Source organism: Kocuria sp. JC486, from assembly GCF_011602805.1.
In the GTDB taxonomy this organism is placed as follows: Bacteria; Actinomycetota; Actinomycetes; order Actinomycetales; family Micrococcaceae; genus Kocuria; species Kocuria soli.
Genome location: NZ_JAAOZS010000004.1, coordinates 62,096 through 81,402, shown reverse-complemented (window position 1 = coordinate 81,402; position 19,307 = coordinate 62,096). Strand labels below are relative to the sequence as shown.

The following is a 19,307-nucleotide window of genomic DNA, read 5'->3' as shown; positions in this document are numbered from 1 at the left end:
CTCGCCCGCGGGGGCGTGGGCGTCGTCGTGCCGTTGGGGGGCGGAGGAGGAATCAGTCACGGTTCTCCACTTTACTGGTTTCGGGGGATTCTTTTGCCGCGGGCCGGATGTTGGAGGTCGGCGGGGTGAGCGCGTCCAGGACGGCGACGGCCCGATCCTGCCAGGTGCGCGGCGGATGATCGGTCAGCTCCGTCATGGTCTGCACCACGAAGCGCATCAGCGGTGGCACGGCCATCCCGGTGGCCAGGGCCGCTTTCATGACCCGGGGGTGCCCGATGGCCTCCGCCAGAACCCTCCCCTGTGTGAAGTGCGCACCCCACTCGTTCCGCAGGCGGTGTGGGTAACGGGCGAGTACGGCATCACGTTGGGCCGGCCCGTTGGCCCCGGCCGCCTCCACGACGTGTTCAGCGGCGTACCGGGCGGACTCCATCGCGTTGGAAATCCCCTCCCCGTTGAAGGCCGAGACCAGGCCGGCCGAGTCACCCAGCAGGAGCATCCCGGGGACCCAGTGCGGCGTGCGGTTGAAGGCCATCGGCAAGGCGGCGGAGAGCACCTTGCCCCGGACGTGGTCGGGATCGAAGGTCCACTCGGGCGGCATGGACGACGCCCAGTCGGCCAGCACCTTGCGGTAGTCCAGTTTCCCGAACGCGGGCGAGGTGTCCAGGATCCCGAGTCCGACGTTCGCGGTCCCGTCGCCCGCGCCGAAGACCCATCCGTACCCGGGCAACAGACCACCGCGGGGGTCCGACCCGTCCGTGAGTTCCAGCCAGCCCTCCATCCAGTCCAGGTCACTGCGGGGGGACTCGTAGTACGCACGGACCGCCACACCCATGGGGCGATCCTTGCGGCGGTGCAGTCCGGCCGACACGGCGGTGCGGGAGGACACCCCGTCGCAGGCCAGCACCAGGTCCGCACGGTGCTCCTCCATCTCTCCGGTGCGTCGCCCGTCGCCGTCCAGGACGGCCGCGGTCGCCCCGACCACACGACCGTCGTCGTCACGCAGCACGCCCGTGACGGAGCGGTGTTCACGGATCGCGGCCCCCGCGGAGCGTGCGTGCTCGGCCAGGTGCTGGTCGAAGCCTGCCCGCGAGCGCACCAGACCGTAGGAGGGGAAGTCGGTGAGTTCGGGCCAGGGCAGTTCGATCGCCCGGCCGCGGGCACGGATCCGCAGCCCCTGGTTGCGGGCGTAGCCCAGCTCGGGGCCGTGGGGCAGGCCGATGAGTTGCATCTCCCGGACGGCGCGCGGGGTCAGCCCGTCACCGCAGACCTTCTCCCGCGGGTAGGCGGTCTTCTCCAGGACGGTGACCTCCATGCCCTGGGAGGCCAGCCAGTAGGCAGCGGTGGCTCCCGCCGGCCCACCGCCTGCGATCAGGACCTTCACGCCAGCTTGATCTCCGGTGCACCGTAGGCGGGGTTCTCCCCCTTGATCCCCCGGTGCACGGCCACGATGCCGCCCGAGAGGTTGCGGTACTGGACGTTCTCCCACCCGGCGGCGGCGATGTCCTTGGCCAGGCCATCCTGGTCGGGCCAGGCCTCGATCGACTCGGCCAGGTACTCGTAGGCCTCCGGGTTGGAGGAGACCTTCTTGGCCATGCCGGGAAGGGCCTTGACCAGGTACTCGGCGTAGACCTTGCGGAAGGCCTTGTTGGTAGGCGTGGAGAACTCGGCGATGACCAGGCGGCCGCCGGGCTTGGTGACGCGGTACATCTCGTGCAGGGCGCGGTGGTACCCCTCCACGTTGCGCAGTCCGTAGGAGATCGTGACGGCGTCGAAGGAGTCGTCGGCGAACGGGAGCATGGTCGCATCGGCCTGTACGAACTCGATGTCCGGGCGGCGGGAACGTCCGACCTGCAGCATGCCGAGGGACAGGTCGGCGGCGACGACCTTCACGCCCGCGTCCGCGAACGGCTCGGAGGACTTGCCCGTCCCGGCTGCCAGATCCAGCACGAATTCACCGGGAACGGCCCCCACCGCCTCCGTCACGGCCTTCCGCCAGCCGCGGGTCTGGCCGAGGGACAGGACGTCGTTGGTCAGGTCGTACCGCGGGGCCACCTGGTCGAACATGGCGGTGACGGCATCTTTGCGCTTGTTCAGGTCTGCTCGGTTCACGCTGCCATTGTGGCACTGATCGAACGGCGGCATTGATGCCGCATCGATGCGGCACCGATGCGGCATTGATCTGGACGCCGACCGCGACGGCAGGCGTGATCGAGCCGCCTTCCCCCGGCCTACACTGGCCGGGATGCCCACTTCCGATCCGTTCACCACTCCCGAGGACGCCACGAGTTCCCCGGTCACCGCGTCCCCGGCCGCCGCTCTTCGCTCGAGCCTGACCGTCGACCTCGCCGAGGTTGCCGCCCACCCGGGTTCGCCCGTCACCGCCGACTTCGCGGCCAACCCTGACCTCCGACGACTGCTGACCGCGGACGACGCGAGCGTGTGGACCATCGGCGGCCTGGGGCTCATCGGCTTCGGGCGGGCGGCGAACGTGGTGGTCACCGGAGACGACCGATTCACCGGCGCTCGCGCGTGGTGGGACGAACTCACGGCGGGTCTGAGCATCGTGGACCCGCTCTCCCGCTCGGCCACCGGCCCCGTGGCTTTCGGGGCCTTCGCCTTCGCGCGCACGTCCACCGCCGCCTCCGGGCTGGTCCTGCCGGAACTGGTGATCGGCCACGACCACGACGGCGCTTGGGTCACCCTGGTCTCCACGGCGCCCGAGCTGACCATCGCCGACGTGGCGGAGGCCTGGAACCGGCTGGTCCCGACGGTCCTGCCCGCAGGCGCCCCCGAAGCCCTCGCCCCGGACGCGGACACGACCTCAGGACCGGGCTCAGACCCGGACTCACGCTCGGGCTCGAACCCCCACGCGGTCGAGGACGAGGCCGCAGCCCGGACATGGTGCGCCTCCGTGGAGGAGGGTGTCCAACTCATCCGGGACGGACAACTCGAGAAGCTGGTCCTGGCCCGCGCCGTGACCGTGGAGGGTGACGGGCAGCCGTTGGACCTGACGCGGGCGCTGCGCCGTCTGGCCGCCGACTACGACACCTGCTGGACCTACTGCGTACGGATCGCCGACCACGAGGACCGGCACGCCGACACACTCTTCGGCGCCACCCCGGAGCGCCTGGTCCGCGTCCTGGACGGCACGTTGCACGCCCGTGTCCTGGCCGGGACCCTGGACCGTGCCTCGGCCCCCGAGGGGATCCCGGGGTCGGAGTGGGCCCGGCGCAACCTCTTCGAGGACCCCAAGCAGAGGGCCGAGCACGAGTTCGCGATCGGTTCCCTCCTGGGCTCCGTGGCCGCCTACACGGAGGAGGTGGAATCCTCCACGGACCCGTTCGTGCTGGAGCTGCCCAACGTGTGGCACCTCGCCTCGGACGTCTCGGCCGATCTCACCCCGGGCCCGGACGGCACCGTGCCCTCGGCCTTGGAACTGGTGGAAGCCGTCCATCCCACCGCCGCCGTGTGCGGCACGCCGACCCACGAGGCGGCCGAGGCCATCGCCCGCCTGGAGGGTCTGGACCGAGGCCTCTACGCGGGACCCGTCGGTTGGCTGGACTCCCGCCACAACGGGGACTTCGGCATCGCCCTGCGCGGAGGGGTCCGACGCACCGCGGACACGGCACAGGTCTACGCGGGCTGCGGCGTCGTCGAAGCATCCGTTCCCGCGGAGGAACTGGCCGAGACTCGAGCCAAACTGCGACCGGTACTCAACGCCTTGGGCGTCACGCCACGATCCTGACGTGGGAGAAACCCTGTCACGCGGGAGTCACAGTCGCCCCGTGACATCCGCGTAACGGCACGGCGCGTACCATTAACGCGATCGTTGTACCGCTTGACCACCACGACGGGCCCCACGCCCGAGGTCGTTCGGGCGACGACCCCCTCCGGCAGGCGCTCCCGCCCGGCGCGCTCCGGCCCGGGCCTGTCCCTTGCCCACACCACACCGACCTCGAGGTATCCCATGAGAACCCGCCACTCCTCCACACTGTTCGCGGCCGCGGGGGCCACCGCCCTGGTCTTGGCCGGCTGCACCTCCACGACCGGGGAAGCCCAGTCCGAGTCCGGGGTCCCCCTGGTCGAGGATGGTGCCCTGACCGTGTGCGCCAACACCCCGTACCAGCCGTTCGAGTTCGAACGCGACGGCGAGGTCGTCGGCTTCGACATGGATCTCGCCGACGAGATCGCGGCCGACCTGGGTGTGGAGAAGAAGGTCATCCAGACGGGCTTCGAGGGCATCGAGTCCGGCGCGGACCTGTCCACCAACAAGTGCGACGTCGCGATCTCCGGTATCACCATCACGGACGCCCGTAAGTCGGCCATGAGCTTCTCCGAGCCGTACTTCGACGACGAACTGGGCCTCTTGGTCCCCAAGGATTCGGACATCAAGTCCTTCGACGACATCGGCGACTCCACCGTGGCCGTGCAGCAGGCGACCACGGGCCAGACCTACGCCGAGGACAACGACCTGAACTTCGAGCAGCAGGAGGACGTCGAACTCATGCTGCAGAAGCTCGAGACCGGTGGCGTGGACGCCGTCATCGGCAATGTCTCCGTACTGGGCACCCGTGCCGCCGACAACCCCGACCTGGAGCTCGTCGACCAGCAGTCCAACGGCGAACAGCTGGGCGTGGGAGTGCGCACGGACAACACCCAGATGCTCGACGCCGTGAACTCCACGATCGAGCGCGTCAACGAGGACGGCACGATGGAGACCATGCGCAAGGAGTGGATGGGCCTGTGAACGCGATCAATTCCCGCGTGTTCCTCGGTGCCGCCGCGACCGGCATGCTGATCCTCACCGGCTGCACCTCCACCACCGGTGATGGCGAGGACGGCTCACTGCAGACCATCAACGAAGGCCAGCTCACGGTCTGCTCGGAATCCAACTACCCCCCGTTCGAGTCCGAGAAGGACGGCGAAATGGTGGGCCTGGACATGGACCTGGCAGCGGAGATCGCCAAGGACAACGACCTCGAGGTACACAACGTGACCCTGCCGTTCGAGACCATGGTCTCCGGCGCAGCACTGGACACCCAGCAGTGCGACATCGTCACGTCGGCCCTGACGATCACCGACGAACGCAAGTCCGTCATGGACTTCTCCGAGCCGTACTTCGACAACCAGCTCGGCCTGGTGGTCAAGAAGGGTTCGGACATCGAATCCGTCCAGGACGCGATCGACTCCGAGGCCCGCGTGGGCGTCATGCAGCAGACCACCGGCGATTCCAAGGCCAAGGAACTGGGCCTGAACTCGGTGCAGTTCGAGGACGTCCTGATGTTCCAGGACCTCGAATCCGGCGGCGTGGACGCCGTGCTGGACGACCTGGTCCCGATCGCCCAGCACTCCGAGGAGTACCCGGACTTCGTGGTGGTCGAGGAGGTTCCAGCCGACGACCAGTTCGGAGTGGCCGTTCGCAAGGGTGACACCGCGATGCTCGAGGCCGTGAACTCGACGATCGAGCGGGTCAAGGACGACGGGACCATGGACGAGATCACCGAGAAGTGGATCCCGGTCAACGACCAGTGATGACTGCCTCGTGTGGCGTCCACGCCCATCTGCCGCCGTGGACGCCACACTGGCAAGGGCGCCATCCGTAAGCAGCAAGTGCCGGCAAGAGCAGCAAGAGAAGGAAACCATCCGACATGGCAATGACCGCCCGCAAGAGGGCCCAGATCTCACGGGGAGTCCAGTACGGACTGCTGGCCGTGATCGTGGTGGCCCTGGTGTTCATCGCGGACTGGAACACCCTGATCTCGCGCGCTCTCAACCCGTCCGTGATGGCCCAGCAGTTCCCGGAAATCGTCACGGTGGCGCTCAAGAACACGCTCATCTACACGGCCTTGGGCTTTGCCGCCGGCATGTCCGGCGGCATCCTGCTGGCCCTCATGCGCCTGTCCTCGGTGGCCCCCTACCGGTGGATCGCGACGCTCTACATCGAACTCTTCCGCGGGGTCCCGGCCCTGCTGGTCTTCCTGGCACTGGGCTTCGGTGTCCCCCTGGCCTTCCAGGTGCGGTTCAACAACCTGGTCACCGTCATGCTGGCCCTCGGGTTGGTCTCGGCGGCCTACATCGCCGAGTCCCTGCGCGCCGGCCTGCAGGCGGTGCCGAAGGGCCAGTACGAGGCCGCCCGTTCCCTGGGCATGAGCCACGCCCGCGCGATGTTCACGATCATCATTCCCCAGGCCCTGCGCATCGTCCTGCCGCCCCTGACCAACGAAGTCATCCTGCTGGCCAAGGACTCCTCGCTGGTCTACCTGCTGGGCATGACCGTGTCCCAGTACGAGCTGACCAAGTTCGGTCGAGAGGCGATCTCCGGCACGGGTGCCGGCCTCACCCCGTTGGTCCTGGCCGGTGTCTGCTACCTGATCATCACCATTCCGTTGGGCCTGCTGGCCCGGTACTTCGAGCAGCGCGCCGACGCCCGCTCGGCACGCAAGTAGGAGCAAGCCGTGAACAAGTCGACTTCCACCTCCACCTCGGCCGCGCCGGTCGGTGAGGCGCACCCCGCCTCCGTCACGATCGACGGACTCCACAAGTCCTATGGCTCGCTGGACGTCCTCAAGGGGATCTCGCTCGACGTCGCCCCCGGCGAGGTCGTGTGCCTGATCGGCCCGTCGGGTTCCGGCAAGTCCACGCTGCTGCGTTGTGTCAACCTCTTGGAGACCCCGCAGAAGGGCGTGATCCGGGTCGGCGATGTCGAGGTGACGGATCCCGACGTCGACATCGACGCCGTGCGCCGCCGCGTGGGCATGGTCTTCCAACAGTTCAACCTGTTCCCCAACATGTCCGTGCTGAGCAACCTGACCATCGCCCAGCGCAAGGTGTTGGGCCGCTCCGATGCAGAGGCCAAGAAGGTCGCCCTGCACAACCTGGACCGCGTGGGACTCTCGGACAAGGCAGACAACGCGCCGGGACAGCTTTCGGGTGGACAGCAGCAGCGCGTGGCGATCGCGCGTTCCCTGTCCATGGACCCGGAACTCATGCTCTTCGACGAGCCGACCTCCGCCCTGGACCCGGAGACCGTGGGTGACGTCCTGGCGATCATGCGCGATCTGGCCAGGGAGGGCATGACCATGCTGGTGGTCACCCACGAGATGAGCTTTGCCCGCGACGTGGCCGATCGGGTCGCGTTCATGGACGGCGGAGTCGTGGTGGAAGAGGGCCCTGCCCATGAGGTCATCGGCGCGCCGCAGCACGAACGTACCAAGACCTTCCTGTCCCGCGTGCTGAACCCGACCGCCGTCGATCACCCCGAGAGCTGACCCGGCACAGCTTCCAGCGGTGTGTGCCCAACCCGCACCACAGAAGACCGCCAAACCTATGAATCACCCGCAACCTATAGGTGATTTATGCTTAATCAGACCCTGGCGAATGACCGGGCGTTCCCCCAATATGAGCTGAATCACATCCCTGTCACGATCGAGAGCACCCCTCCTGCTGATCGAAAGGACCTGGCAGAGATGTCCACCATCAATACCCTCGTGACAGAGGACCGCCGGTTGGAGATGAAAACCGCGGTATGGGTCGCGACGATCGCGTGCCTCGCGCTGATCTTCGACGGCTTTGACCTCGTCGTCTACGGCACCGTGATGCCGACCCTGCTCAACGACCCGTCCCAGATCGGTCAGCTGACCCCCAGCACGGCCGGGACCCTGGGATCCCTTGCCCTGATCGGCGTGCTGCTGGGCTCCTTCGCCTCCGGGTTCATCGGTGACATTCTCGGGCGCAAGAAGATGCTGATGATCGGCATCGCCTGGTTCTCGATCGGCATGGCCGTCACCGCGCTGACCGGCACGGTCTTCACCTTCGGTCTGATGCGTTTCGTCACCGGCCTGGGCCTGGGCCTGGTGATCGCCACGGCCGGCCCGACCATCGCGGAGTTCGCACCCAAGGACAAGCGCGGACTGTTCAACGCCATCGTCTACTCGGGTGTCCCGGCGGGCGGCATGTTCGCCTCCCTGTGCGGCATCTCCCTGGGCGAGATGATCGGGTGGCGCGGCCTGTTCCTGATCGGGGCGACCCCGATCCTGTTCCTGGTCCCGTTGGCTGCCATGAAGTTGCCTGAGTCGCCCCGCTGGCTGCTCTCCCGCGGTCAGGAAGAACGCGCCATCGAGATCGCCCGGGAAACCGGCGTCCCGCTCGAGGACGAACTGGCCGTCCGCCGCGCCACCACGGTGCCCAAGCGCACGGGTTACCTGGCATTGTTCACCCGGGAGTTCGGCCTGGCCACCCTGTTGATGGCCACGATGTCCTTCGCCGGGCTCCTGCTGACCTACGGCATGAACACCTGGCTGCCGCGGATCATGGAGTCCTACGGCTACGCGGACCAGAAGCTCTGGTTCCCGTTCGTGCTCAACGGTGCGGCCGTGGTCGGTGGCCTGATTGCCGCCCGCGCGGCGGACCGCAACGGCAAGCCGCAGAACATGATCGCCACGACCTTCGCGTTGGCTGCCATCTCGCTGGTCCTGATGACGTTCCAGTTCCCGCTGAGCTTGTTGTTCCTGTTCATCGGTGTGGCCGACATCGGCATCCTGGGCACCCAGGTGCTCGTCTACGGCTTCCAGTCGAACTACTACACCTCCGAATCCCGCGGTGCCGGTGTGGCCGCCTGCGCCACCATCGGCCGGGCCGGCGGCGTGTTCGGCCCGCTGATCGGTGGGTGGCTCGTGGCGGCGGGGCTGGGTGCCACCGAACAGTTCTACGCCTTCGCGGCCGTGGCGCTGGTGGGCGCCGTGGTCACCTTCCTGGTCCCGCGCAAGCACAACACCTACCTGATCGAACGCGAGGCGGTCGCCCGCGCCAAGGAGCAGGTGGCCCGGGACAAGGAACGCCAGCCCGTGGCCTGAGCGCCGCTGCTTCGAGTGTCACTGAGCTGAAATCAGCCGAGCCCGCTCGCACACGGTCCGGGGCTGGTTCGTCGACGTCGACGAACCAGCCCCGGACCGTGTGCGTTCAGAAGCTGGGGCCGGACCCCGGAAGACTGTGCGACCTCACAACTTCCCAATTTCTCCCGCGATCGCGGCGTGCAGATCCCGCAGGCTCTCCCGCGAGGCCGCCACGAGAATCACGGAAGTCCCCTTGACTGGCGCGGACAGCGCGTCACGCAACCCCGCAAGATCCGAGACCGCGGTTGCCGGGACCCCGTACGAAGCGCACAGGGCGCGGAGGCCGACTTCGGGCCGGGTTCCGAAGAACCGTTCCACCGTTGCCGACCATGCCGGTTCCTCCCCGAGCGCTCCGTGCTCGAGGGTCGAGAAGATCCCCCCGCCGCGGTCGTCGAGCACCACGAGCTGGAGGTCGGGGCGGTGCTCCGCGGCCAGGTGCAGAAGTGATCCCGCATCGTGTAGAAAGGTCAGGTCCCCGAGCAGCACGCGCACGGGCGAACCCGTTGCCAATGCGGCACCGGCTGCGGTCGCAATCGTCCCGTCGATGCCGGCCAGACCGCGGTTCGCCAGGACGGTGAGCGGGCCGCGCGCGGGCTCGGCCGCAAGGTCGAGGTCCCGCACGGGATTGGAGGAACCCGCCACCAGCACCGACGCATGACGGGCTGCGGTCCGCCAGACCTCCCGAGCCACCACGGGCCCGGGGAGGTGACCCGGTACGGTCCGCCGGGAGAGTTCGGCGGCGAGTGACTCCTCGGCACGAGCCGCCAGGTCCTGCCAGGCCGGCAACCAATCCGCTCCGCCGGACCCGGTGAACTCCAGGACCTCGTCCGAGGTGCGCAGCACGGTCTCCCGACGACGGCCGTCGTCGTACCACGCCACCGGACGCGGCTGCCAGGCCGCGGTGTGCACGTCGGGGCGTGCCAGCAGGCGACCGACCGGCCTGGACAGGGTGGGGCGCCCCACGAGCAGGACGCGTTCGATGCCGGCCCCGAGCTCGGACTCCAGGAGGAGCCGGTACGGGCCCACCGCGTTGGGACCGTACCGGGCGTTCGAAGAGGGTTCGGCGAACAGCGGGAGGCCCAGGAACTCGGCCAGTTCGGCCGCCGCGGGACCCGCGCCGTCGCCGGCCAGGACGACGCTCCGAGCGACTCTGGTGGGTGGTTTCGACGCGGCCCAGACACCGGAGGGGACGTCCACGGCGAAGGACGGCGTGGGGCCCGGACCGGAGCACCGGGACCTTTCGTCGGGTGCCGTCCGGGACTGGACGCCCTCCCCCAGCGGTGGTTGCAGCGGTTCCCGCAGGGCCACGTTGACGTGCACGGGGCCCGGTGGAGTTCCTCCGTCACCCGTGAGTGCGGCCACCACCGATTCGAATGCCCGAGCCACCGCGGCCGTCGTCTCGCGCTCCCCCGACCCCGGTTCCACCACGACGTCGACGGCGGCCCGCACGTGATCCGAGAAGATCCCCGGCTGCCGCGTGGTCTGGTTGGCCCCCGTGCCCCGCAACTCCGGCGGCCGGTCGGCGGTGAGCAGAACCAGCGGCACCTCTGCGTGGTCTGCCTCCATCACGGCGGGCAGGAGATTGCCCACGGCGGTGCCCGACGTGGTTACGACGACGGCGGGCGCCCCCGTCGCGCGGGCAGCACCGAGTGCGTGGAATCCCGCCGAGCGTTCGTCGAGACGCACGTGGGTCGCCAGGTCACCGCCGTCGCGGGAGGCAGCGGCGTACACGAACGGGGCCGACCGGGATCCGGGTGCGAAGAAGAACTGCCGGGCACCGGCACCGACCAGTTGGTCGAGAACGGCGGGGGGGGGGGGGGGGGGGGGGGGGGGTTCCCCCCCCCCCCCCCCCCCCCCCCCCCCCCCCCCCCGTTCTCACACGTTCCGACCTCTCAGCCCTCCCGGGCAGGGTAGGGCTGATCAGGGCCGGACAATCGGGGCTCAGTCCTCCGCGTAGGTGCGCGGAGCCTTGCGGGCCTTGTTCCGCAGTTCCTCCGTGGCCTTGCCCCGGTAGCTCTCCTGCTTCGGTCCGCGCGGCCCGTTGCCCTTGCCCTTGCCCTTGCCCTTGCCCTTGCCGAACGGGTCCTTCCCCTTCTTGACGGGGAACACCTGGACCACGGACGGACGGGCGAACCCGAACTGACCTTCGCCCTCGCGGGTGGGCAGCACGTAGTCGGGGAAGTAGGAACGGGGCTCCTCGAAGGAACCGTCCTCCCCGGGGTGCTGGACGGAGACGTAGACCATGTCGTCCTTGTCGTGGATGACCGGTCCGCAGGTCTCGGCGTCCTGGGGAACCGAGAGGAACTGCTGGGTCCGGCCCCGGTTCTCACCGGTGAGTTCCACCCGGAACAGACCGTCGTTGAACCCGATCGTGCTCGGTGCGCCGTCGGTCGAGATCCACAGGTTCCCCTGCGAGTCGAAGGCCAGGTTGTCCGGGCAGGAGATCGGCGAGACCTTGTCCGTGGGGAATCCCGCGAAGTACGCGGTGGAGTCCTTGGCGGGGTCACCGCAGACCATGAGGATGTCCCACTGGAACGTGGTTCCGGCGCTGTTCGGATCGTCCTCGGTGAGCTCGATGACGTGGCCGTCGCGGTTGTTGGTCCGCGGGTTGGCCTCGTCGGCGCCGGCCTTGCCGGGTTCGCCGCGCTTGGTGTTGTTGGTGCAGGCAACGTAGACCTTGCCGGTGTGCGGGTTCGGTTCCACGTCCTCGGGGCGATCCATCTTGGTGGCCCCGGCCTTGTCGGACGCCAGGCGGGTGAACACGAGCACCTCGTCCACCGCCATGCCCTCGACCTTGGACTCGCCGTCGACCACAAGGGGCAGCCATTCGCCCTTGCCGTCGAAAGCGCCGTCGGCGGGCCGCCGGCCCGATCCGTCGATCTCACCCTCCGAGTTGCCCGTGAACTTGGCCACGTACAGGTCCCCGGAGGACAGCAGCGTCATGTTGTGGGCGCGGTCGCCCTCCACGTACTTGTCCTCGGCCACGAACTTGTACAGGTACTCGAAGCGTTCGTCGTCGCCCGAATACGCGACCACGGTCCCGTCACCGGCCACGTAGACGTTGGCGCCTTCGTGCTTGAAGCGCCCCAGGGCGGTGTGCTTGACGGGCGTGGAGGACGGATCGGACGGATCGATCTCCACGACGTAGCCGAACCGGTTGACCTCGTTCTCGTACCCTTCGTTGTTGCCGTCCCATCGCGGGTCCACCAGGTCCCAGCGGCGCTCGGGGGGCTCGGTGGGCAGGCCGTACCGCGTGTTCTCCGTGGTCTCGGGGCCGGAGAGCACGTTCTGGATGTTCTCCTCACCCGACAGGACCGTGCCCCACGGGGTCACGCCACCCGAGCAGTTGTTCTGGGTACCCAGGACCGTCTTGCCCTCCGGGTCGGCGACGGTCTTGAGCAGGTCGGAGCCGGCCGCCGGGCCGTCCACCGTGAACGGGGTGTCGGCGGTGATGCGGCGGTTCCGCGCGCCTCCCCGGACGTACGTCCACGGCTTTCCGGCGCCCTCGCGGGTGATCTCCACGACCGCCATGCCGTGGGCGGCGATGGCCACGGCGGCGGTGTGCTCCAGGTCCTCACGCTGATCGGCGGGGAACATCAGGTTCTCGTTGGTGTACTCGTGGTTGCACACGAGCACGCCGGTGGTGCCGTCGGCGTCGGGGATGATGTCCAGGTAGTCGTTGTTGAACCCGAATTGCTTGGCCTGGGCCTCCGGGGTCTGGTTCCTGGGATCGAATTCCGGCGCGTCGTTGAACAAGGGGTCACCCCAGCGAACGATGGGCGACCAACCGTATCCGGCCGGGACGTTGAGATCGTCCACCGTTGCCGCGACGGACTCGATCGGCTCGAAGTCCAGGGCCCCGTGGCTCGCTCCCCAGTAGGCGAAGGTGGCCTGGGCCTCGGTCCGGGTTCCCGTCACGGTGACGCCCACGGTGACCGCGGCGGCAGCCCCGAGCCCCAGTGCGGCGCGGCGCGACATGGCCGTGGAGGCAACCTCCCGGAAGCTCTGGTTGGAGGAGGTGTTGCACAGTGGCTTGGTGCACTGTGAGCCGCATTTCAAGGCACAGGTCAGCGGACTCCGCTTCCCGTTCGTGTGACCGAGCATGGGCAATAGCATCCGGTTCATGGTTCCCCTTCGTCCGTGCCCTGGCGGTTGAGCCGGGCACCTCCCGTTGACAGGACTTGTCACGACGGCGCCCATAAAAGTCCCCCGCGGTGAGGTGAAACCCCACACCGCACCAACCGCAGGTGAACAACGGGCAACCATCACCACTGGTCAGCGGGCGGAGCCATGCTCCATCAACTCGTGCACGCGGCGCACGCGATCGACCCACCAGTCCCTCCGAGGCCCTTCCAGCAGAACCGGGTCGGGGTGCACGGAATCCGGGTCGAACGCATCCACCCTCAACTCCCCGTTCACGGGCCGCAGCGGGAAAGCGGTGACGTCCTCGGCCAGAAGCGCGCCCGTTCCCAGGCCGCAGGCGTACGGCAGGTTCGGCAAAGCGGCCGCCAGGGCGACCCCGGCACGCAGCCCCACGCTGGTGTCCAGGGCAGAGCTCACGACAGCGGGCAGCCCGGCCTGCTCCACCACGGACAGTGCACGGCGGACCCCACCCAGGGGGGCTACCTTCACCACCACCAGGTCCGCAGCGCCCGCCCGGGCCACCGCGATCGGGTCCTCCGCTTTCCGCACGGACTCGTCCGCTGCAATGGGCACCGGCACTCCCCTGCTGTGCAGTTGCTCACGGACGGCGTACAGCCCGTCGATCCCTGCGGCCGGCTGCTCGGCGTACTCAAGGTCGTGCCGAGCCAGGCGCAGCAAGCCTTCGACGGCCTCCGGCACGGTCCACCCCTGGTTGGCATCGACCCGGATCTTGGCCCCGGGGAGTTCTGCCCGGACGGCGGCCACCCGCGCATCGTCGTCCTCGAGGGTCTGCCCGGCCTCGGCGACCTTAACCTTGACGGCCTCGATCCCGTGCCCGTAGCCCTCCAGGACCTTCGGCACCCGTGCCGCCTCGACGGCCGGGACGGTGGCGTTGACCGGGACCGACGCGCGGACCGGCTCCGGAAAGCCGGACCAGGCCGCTTCCAGACAGGCCCGGTACCAGGCCAGTGCCTCGGCGTCGTCGTACTCGGGGAACGGCGCGAACTCGCCCCACCCTGCGGGACCGTGGATCAGCACCGCCTCCCGCTCGGTCACACCACGGAACCTGACCGTCAAGGGAATGCGCACGACGACGGCGCAGTCCAGGACGTCTTCGAGCCCGACGGGAGGAAGGCCGGGAGAAGGGGTAACGGTGGGCAGGTCGGTCATGAGCACACCCTATGCCGGACTCCACCGCGATCTTGCCCAGGCCCTCTTCAGCTGGCACACAGACAACGCCGTCGACAAGGCTCGGGATTCAGGTTGTACCGAGCCTGGCCTGTCAGACTGTTGCGAACGAATTTCCCAGTGCCAGTTTCCCGACGACCTCCGCACCAACCGTGCAAGGTCGCAGACCCCAGGGTTCGCACCGACCACCGGAGAGCCCGAACCGGAGGAAGTCAGTGACGTACATTCCCGCCGAGAGAGACCCCGACGGCGAGTCGAACGCGGATCGCAACCGTGAGCAGCCGACGGAGGCCATTCACACCACCCGATCGGCGCATACCAACGACCGGACGGACACGATCAGTGCCTCCTCCGACCCCTCCGTGACGCGCCCCATGCCCTCGGTCAAGGACGGTGGCAGGCGCTACGACCTCTCCCCGGATCCTGCCACCGCACCCATCGAGACCGCGCCGTGGCAGGACACCGCTCCCACGGCGCGGCAGGAACCAACACCCGCGCCGGCTCCCCGCGACGACGTGGCCCGCACGGGTGCCACGTCCCGCCCCGGTCCGTACACCGCCCCCGGCCGGGGCCCCGGCGACGGATCCGGTGGGTACCCCGCCCAGACGGCCGGACCGGGGGCCTACCCGGCCACGGCACAGCAGGCAGCGCCCCGTGTGCCGAGCCGGGATCTCACCTTCGGGATCTTCATGGGCCAGTTGTTGCGGGCGGTATTCCTGCTGGCGGCAGCAGTCGGCGTCGCCTACTACGCGCTGCGGACCGTTCCCGGACAGTGGGCCGACGAACTGGCCCTGCAGGAGGGTGAGAAGGCGCTGGCCACGCTGTCGACGTCATGGGCGCCGTGGATCGATATGCTCCCGGTCATCGTGTGCGTGTTCTGGGGCGTGCTGACTCTGATCTTCGCCCTGGCCGCTCGCCGTTGGAGGCCCCTGTTGGTGGGTTTGGTCAGTGGGCTCGGCGCGGTGGTCACGGTCCAACTGCTCAAGCGTGAATTCCTGCACAAGGCACAGTTGGGGATCCAGGAATCGGCCATGAACTCGCTGCCTTCGGGTCACACCGCGGCCGCGGCCGTCGCGGCGATGATCGCCGTCATGGTCGCTCCCGCGCGGGGACGCACGGTCGTCGCCTTCCTGGGAGCGCTCACCACCACCCTGGCCGGAGTGGCAACGGTGCTGAATTCTTGGCACCGTCCGATGGACGCCGTGGTCTCCATTCTGGTGGTGGCCTGCTGGGGCATCCTGGGTGCGTTGCTGTTGCGCTGTCTGATCCGACCGGAGCGCTGGCGCGCCAGCCGCGCCCTGGGCAGCTTGATCCTGGGGATCCTGGCGCTGGCCGCCGCAGCCGCGGGCATGGCGGCCATGCAAACGGTGGCGATCGACGGCCTGGCCCTTGCAACGGGCGGTGCCGCGATTCTGGGTGTCAGTCTGGTGTGTGCTCACCAGACTGCGCGAGCGCTTCGGCCTCGGCATCGAGCAGGCTGAGCCGGTCCAGCAGGATGCGGGAGGCCCCGGCGCCGTAGGGCAATCGGAACATGGAGGCGGTGACCGGGCCCGATGACCCTTCTGCGGGCTCCTGTGCCTGCATGGCTCGGATCCGTTCGACCGCTCCGGCCATGGTCGCGGCCATGACACGTACGTCGGCGTGGTCCACGGGCAGTCCGTGTCCGGGGACCACCACGCGGTACCGCTCCAGATCGGCCAGTTGCTCCAGGGCCCCCACCCAGTCCTCGGGGAACGAGTCCTCGAAGGACGGGTCGGCGCCCTGTTCCACGACGTCCCCGGCGAAGACGACGTCGTCGACACCCACCAGCACGTCGTTGTCCGTGTGACCCCGCCCCAGGGAGAAGACCAGAGCCTGTCGGTCGCCCAGGTCGATGCGGGTCAGGGCCGGGCGGCGGCCGGTTCCGGGCAGGTGGCGGGTGGGGACCACGATGCGCGTGTCCAGGCCGGTGCCCTCCCCCATTTCGGGTTCCAGCACCCCCACGAAAGACCTCTGGTAGTCGCCGTAGGTCTCGATGGCCTGGGCCGCAGCGCGGTGTGCCCAGAAGTCCGTGGCACCCGCTCGTTGGAAGACCGCGTTGCCCATGTAGTGGTCGAAATGCGCGTGGGTGTTCAGCACGACCAGTGGCAGCTGGGTGACCTTGCGGACCGTCTCCAGAATGGCGCGCCCCTGGCGGGGGCCGGCGCCCGTGTCGATCACCAGGGCACGTCCCTGCCCCACGATCAAACCGGAGTTCAGTCTCCAGTTCTCCGTGGTGATGACGTGGACGTCGCGTCCGACCTCGTTGATGGTGATCACCGTGACAGGGTACGGCACGGCCCCCGAGCACAGGATCTGTGAACTGACGTACGGTGTGGGCCATGACCGAGATCACCCGCGCCCCCGGCCCGGACTCCCGTCCGGGATGTGGTGTGGGGCGATACGCACCGTCCCCCTCCGGTGACCTTCACATCGGGAATCTCCGGACCGCCGTCCTGGCGTGGGCCTTCGCCCGCGCCGCCGGAAAAGGTTTCGTGTTACGCATCGAAGATCTGGACCGTGTGCGTGCGGGGGCCCGCGAACGTCAGCTCGCCGACCTCGAGGCCGTCGGACTCGACTGGGACCCGCCGGTGGTGGTGCAGTCCGATCGCGAACCGGAGCACCGCGCCGTCGTCGCGGACCTGACGCGGCGCGGACTGACCTACGAGTGCTTCTGCACCCGCCGCGAGATCCAGGCGGAAATCGCAGCGGCAGGCGGCGCACCGCACGGGGCACCGGGCGCCTACCCGGGCACCTGCCGGGACCTTTCCGCCGCCGAACGGGAGCGACGACGCCGCGACCGGCCACCGGCCGTCCGCCTCCGGGCCCAGGCGCAGGAGGTCACCGTGGTGGACCGGTTCGCGGGCCAGGTGACCGGAACCGTGGACGACATGGTGCTGCTGCGCAACGACGGGCGCCCCGCCTACAACTTGGGGGTCGTGGTCGACGACGCCCACCAGGGTGTCGACCAGGTGGTTCGCGGCGACGACCTGCTGCTGTCCGCACCCCGGCAGGCACATCTCGCGGACCTGTTGTCCCTGCCCCGGGTCACATACATCCACGTCCCCCTGGTCGTCAACGCAGAGGGTGCGCGTTTGGCAAAGCGCGACGGAGCTGTAACCCTGGAGGACCTACAAGCGGCGGGATTCGGCGTGCCGGACGTCATGGGGTGGATCGGTCGGTCCCTCGGGCTCCCCGGCTCCGTCGCCACGGCATCGGATGTCCTGGACTCATTCACTCTGCTCGATCTCACGGGCGGCCCGTGGGTCTTCCACCCTCCCGGAAAACTCTCGGACTCCGGCGTCCAGCCGTAGACCGACGACGAAAGGAATCACATGGTTGACTTCGGCTCAGGCTTCTGGTGGATGCTTGCCGCCATCGGCCTGTACTTCGCCGCGATGCTGGGCGTGGGTGTCTGGGCATCTCTGAAGACCCAGGACAAGGACGACTACATGATCGGCGGGCGCAACTTGCCGCCTGCCGTGGCGGCCCTGTCCGCGGGAGCATCTGACATGTCCGGCTGGCTGCTCATGGGTCTTCCGGGCGCCCTTTACATGGGTGGCATGGTCCAGGCCTGGATTGCGATCGGCCTGACCGTGGGTGCGTGGGTCAACTGGAAGATCGTGGCCCCGCGACTGCGCGTCTTCACGGAGAAGTACGGAAACTCCATCACGCTGCCGTCGTTCCTCGGCAACCGTCTGGTCCGCGGAGGCCGCGCGCTGCGCATCGTGTCCGGTCTGGTCATCCTGGTCTTCTTCACGTTCTACATCTCCTCCGGAATGGTGGCCGGAGGTAACTTCGCGACCTCGGCCTTCGGTGCCGCTTTGGAACAGACCGCGGGGTGGGACAGCGACACCACGTATCTGGTCGGCATGTGCGTGATCGCCGGTGTGACGATCTTCTACACCCTGATCGGCGGGTTCCTGGGCGCGACCTACACCGACTTCTTCCAGGGCGCACTGATGTTCCTGGCCCTGCTCACGGTCCCCGTGGTGGTCCTGTTCATGGTGGGGGACCCCGGGCGCATCGTCGAGAGGGTGGACCAGGTCCACCCCGGTGCGTGGAACCTGTTCGACTTCGACGCCGCCGGTGGACTGATCGTGGTCATCTCCCTGATCGCCTGGGGCCTGGGTTACTTCGGCCAGCCCCACATCCTGGTCCGGTTCATGGCGCTGAGCTCGCACGACGACGCCGTGGCGGGGCGCCGTGTGGGCGTCGGTTGGATGCTGCTGTGCGTGCTCGGTGCCATGTTCACCGCGCTGTTCGCCATTCCACTGGTCGATTCCGGCCGCCTGGCGCTGACCAACGAGGAGACGGCGGAGACCGTGTTCCTGGACTCGGCCATCGGCCTGTTCCCTGCGTTCCTGGCGGGGTTGGTCCTGGCAGCCGTGCTCGCGGCCATCATGTCGACCGTGGCGTCCCAGCTTGTGGTGACGGCGTCGGCGCTCGTGGAGGACCTGGCGCTGCTGTTCCGCAAGGAGACGCTGTCCCCGAAGGCTTCGCTCTGGCTCAGCCGCGCCGGGGTTTTCGTCGTCGCCCTGGTGGCCATGGCCATGGCCTTCAACCCCTCCGAATCGATCCTGAACCTGGTCGGTTTCGCCTGGGCCGGGTTCGGCGCCGCGTTCGGCCCGATCACCCTGCTCGCCCTGTACTGGCGCAAGCTCACGGGCGTGGGGGCCATTGCCGCCATGATCACGGGTGCCGCGGTGGTGTTCATCTGGCCGAACACCCCCTGGTCGGACCTGTACGAATTGGCTCCGGGCTTCATCGCAGCCACCGTGGCCGCCGTCGTGGTCTCGTTGATCACCTACCGCGCGGATCCCGGCGTGGATCAGCACTTCGACGACGCCGTGGCCATGTCCCACCGGGGCCTGCCCGCTGACTCGGAGCCCGCCTCCGAGTCAACAACCGAGAGCGCAATCGGACCCGCCTCCGGGAGCGCCGCGTCTGGTGCTGCGTCGTCAGCCTCCTCGACGGCAAGATCGGGCGATTCCGCCGCCACCAACTCCGGGGCGGCCTCGACCGATCTCCCCTGGGCCAAGCCCCAGGCGTGATCAGGAGCTCCAA

Annotated in this window: 14 protein-coding genes and 1 pseudogene; 9 read left to right on the top strand and 6 right to left on the bottom strand. The window is 68.6% G+C overall.

The genetic code is table 11. From position 1 onward, the window contains the following. Positions 1 to 52 precede the first annotated feature (52 nt). Both GWK18_RS03605 and GWK18_RS03600 read right to left on the bottom strand, forming a co-directional pair. On the bottom strand, positions 53 to 1,381 hold the full coding sequence (locus tag GWK18_RS03605) for a geranylgeranyl reductase family protein (protein WP_166833277.1): 1,329 nt from the start codon (positions 1,379 to 1,381) through the stop codon (positions 53 to 55). Beyond that, a complete protein-coding gene (locus GWK18_RS03600) occupies positions 1,378 to 2,109 on the bottom strand; it encodes a demethylmenaquinone methyltransferase (protein ID WP_166833275.1) in 732 nt (243 codons plus the stop codon). Before GWK18_RS03600 ends, GWK18_RS03605 begins: the two co-directional genes overlap by 4 nt. Before the next feature lie 133 nt (positions 2,110 to 2,242). Between GWK18_RS03600 and GWK18_RS03595 the strand changes: the two genes are divergently transcribed. The 6 genes from GWK18_RS03595 (at position 2,243) to GWK18_RS03570 (ending at position 8,852) form a co-directional block, all read left to right on the top strand. Then, entirely contained in the window at positions 2,243 to 3,745 is a 1,503-nt protein-coding gene (locus GWK18_RS03595) for an isochorismate synthase (RefSeq protein ID WP_166833273.1), read from the top strand. A 222-nt stretch (positions 3,746 to 3,967) separates the two neighbouring features. Continuing rightward, a complete protein-coding gene (locus GWK18_RS03590; RefSeq protein WP_166833271.1) occupies positions 3,968 to 4,747 on the top strand; it encodes an ABC transporter substrate-binding protein in 780 nt (259 codons plus the stop codon). Beyond that, positions 4,744 to 5,532 (top strand): ABC transporter substrate-binding protein, encoded by a 789-nt coding sequence (locus tag GWK18_RS03585; RefSeq protein WP_348535824.1) that lies wholly within the window; start codon positions 4,744 to 4,746, stop codon positions 5,530 to 5,532. The genes GWK18_RS03590 and GWK18_RS03585 overlap by 4 nt, the downstream gene beginning before the upstream one ends. 116 nt (positions 5,533 to 5,648) lie before the next feature. After that, entirely contained in the window at positions 5,649 to 6,446 is a 798-nt protein-coding gene (locus GWK18_RS03580; RefSeq protein WP_166833269.1) for an amino acid ABC transporter permease, read from the top strand. 78 nt (positions 6,447 to 6,524) lie between these two features. Continuing rightward, complete coding sequence (locus GWK18_RS03575; RefSeq protein WP_166833380.1) at positions 6,525 to 7,268, top strand: amino acid ABC transporter ATP-binding protein; 744 nt, start codon at positions 6,525 to 6,527, stop codon at positions 7,266 to 7,268. Positions 7,269 to 7,466: 198 nt separating this feature from the next. Continuing rightward, positions 7,467 to 8,852 (top strand): aromatic acid/H+ symport family MFS transporter, encoded by a 1,386-nt coding sequence (locus tag GWK18_RS03570; protein ID WP_166833267.1) that lies wholly within the window; start codon positions 7,467 to 7,469, stop codon positions 8,850 to 8,852. Positions 8,853 to 8,996: 144 nt separating this feature from the next. Here the strand turns inward: GWK18_RS03570 and menD are convergent. The 3 genes and pseudogenes from menD to GWK18_RS03555 all read right to left on the bottom strand — a co-directional run. Further along, a pseudogene (menD, locus tag GWK18_RS03565) lies at positions 8,997 to 10,685 on the bottom strand (2-succinyl-5-enolpyruvyl-6-hydroxy-3-cyclohexene-1-carboxylic-acid synthase); the annotation flags it as partial. A gap of 147 nt (positions 10,686 to 10,832) precedes the next feature. Then, positions 10,833 to 13,016: a PhoX family phosphatase gene (locus GWK18_RS03560; protein WP_166833265.1), complete on the bottom strand. Its 2,184-nt coding sequence runs from the start codon at positions 13,014 to 13,016 to the stop codon at positions 10,833 to 10,835. A 150-nt stretch (positions 13,017 to 13,166) separates the two neighbouring features. Beyond that, positions 13,167 to 14,204 (bottom strand): o-succinylbenzoate synthase, encoded by a 1,038-nt coding sequence (locus tag GWK18_RS03555; RefSeq protein WP_166833263.1) that lies wholly within the window; start codon positions 14,202 to 14,204, stop codon positions 13,167 to 13,169. A 233-nt stretch (positions 14,205 to 14,437) separates the two neighbouring features. Here GWK18_RS03555 and GWK18_RS13390 point away from each other — a divergent pair, with 233 nt between their 5' ends. Next, on the top strand, positions 14,438 to 15,703 hold the full coding sequence (locus GWK18_RS13390; protein ID WP_166833261.1) for a phosphatase PAP2 family protein: 1,266 nt from the start codon (positions 14,438 to 14,440) through the stop codon (positions 15,701 to 15,703). Here the strand turns inward: GWK18_RS13390 and GWK18_RS03545 are convergent. After that, the gene (locus GWK18_RS03545) at positions 15,642 to 16,520 is read right to left on the bottom strand and encodes an MBL fold metallo-hydrolase (RefSeq protein WP_123823445.1); all 879 of its coding nucleotides are present in this window, start codon (positions 16,518 to 16,520) and stop codon (positions 15,642 to 15,644) included. The two genes, GWK18_RS13390 and GWK18_RS03545, sit on opposite strands and share 62 nt — an antisense overlap. A 62-nt stretch (positions 16,521 to 16,582) precedes the next feature. Here GWK18_RS03545 and gluQRS point away from each other — a divergent pair, with 62 nt between their 5' ends. Together gluQRS and putP are read left to right on the top strand one after the other, a co-directional pair. Then, a complete protein-coding gene (gene gluQRS / locus GWK18_RS03540) occupies positions 16,583 to 17,554 on the top strand; it encodes a tRNA glutamyl-Q(34) synthetase GluQRS (RefSeq protein ID WP_166833259.1) in 972 nt (323 codons plus the stop codon). Between the two features lie 21 nt (positions 17,555 to 17,575). Next, on the top strand, positions 17,576 to 19,294 hold the full coding sequence (putP, locus tag GWK18_RS03535) for a sodium/proline symporter PutP (RefSeq protein WP_166833257.1): 1,719 nt from the start codon (positions 17,576 to 17,578) through the stop codon (positions 19,292 to 19,294). The last annotated feature ends 13 nt before the right edge of the window (positions 19,295 to 19,307 follow it).

Bases quoted from the DNA above. Each gene is read 5' to 3' on its own strand.
- GWK18_RS03595 (WP_166833273.1), top strand. From the start codon at position 2,243: ATGCCCACTTCCGATCCGTTCACCACTCCCGAGGACGCCACGAGTTCC.
- GWK18_RS03590 (WP_166833271.1), top strand. From the start codon at position 3,968: ATGAGAACCCGCCACTCCTCCACACTGTTCGCGGCCGCGGGGGCCACC.
- GWK18_RS03580 (WP_166833269.1), top strand. From the start codon at position 5,649: ATGGCAATGACCGCCCGCAAGAGGGCCCAGATCTCACGGGGAGTCCAG.
- GWK18_RS03570 (WP_166833267.1), top strand. From the start codon at position 7,467: ATGTCCACCATCAATACCCTCGTGACAGAGGACCGCCGGTTGGAGATG.
- GWK18_RS03560 (WP_166833265.1), bottom strand. From the start codon at position 13,016: ATGAACCGGATGCTATTGCCCATGCTCGGTCACACGAACGGGAAGCGG.
- GWK18_RS03555 (WP_166833263.1), bottom strand. From the start codon at position 14,204: ATGACCGACCTGCCCACCGTTACCCCTTCTCCCGGCCTTCCTCCCGTC.
- gluQRS (WP_166833259.1), top strand. From the start codon at position 16,583: ATGACCGAGATCACCCGCGCCCCCGGCCCGGACTCCCGTCCGGGATGT.
- putP (WP_166833257.1), top strand. From the start codon at position 17,576: ATGGTTGACTTCGGCTCAGGCTTCTGGTGGATGCTTGCCGCCATCGGC.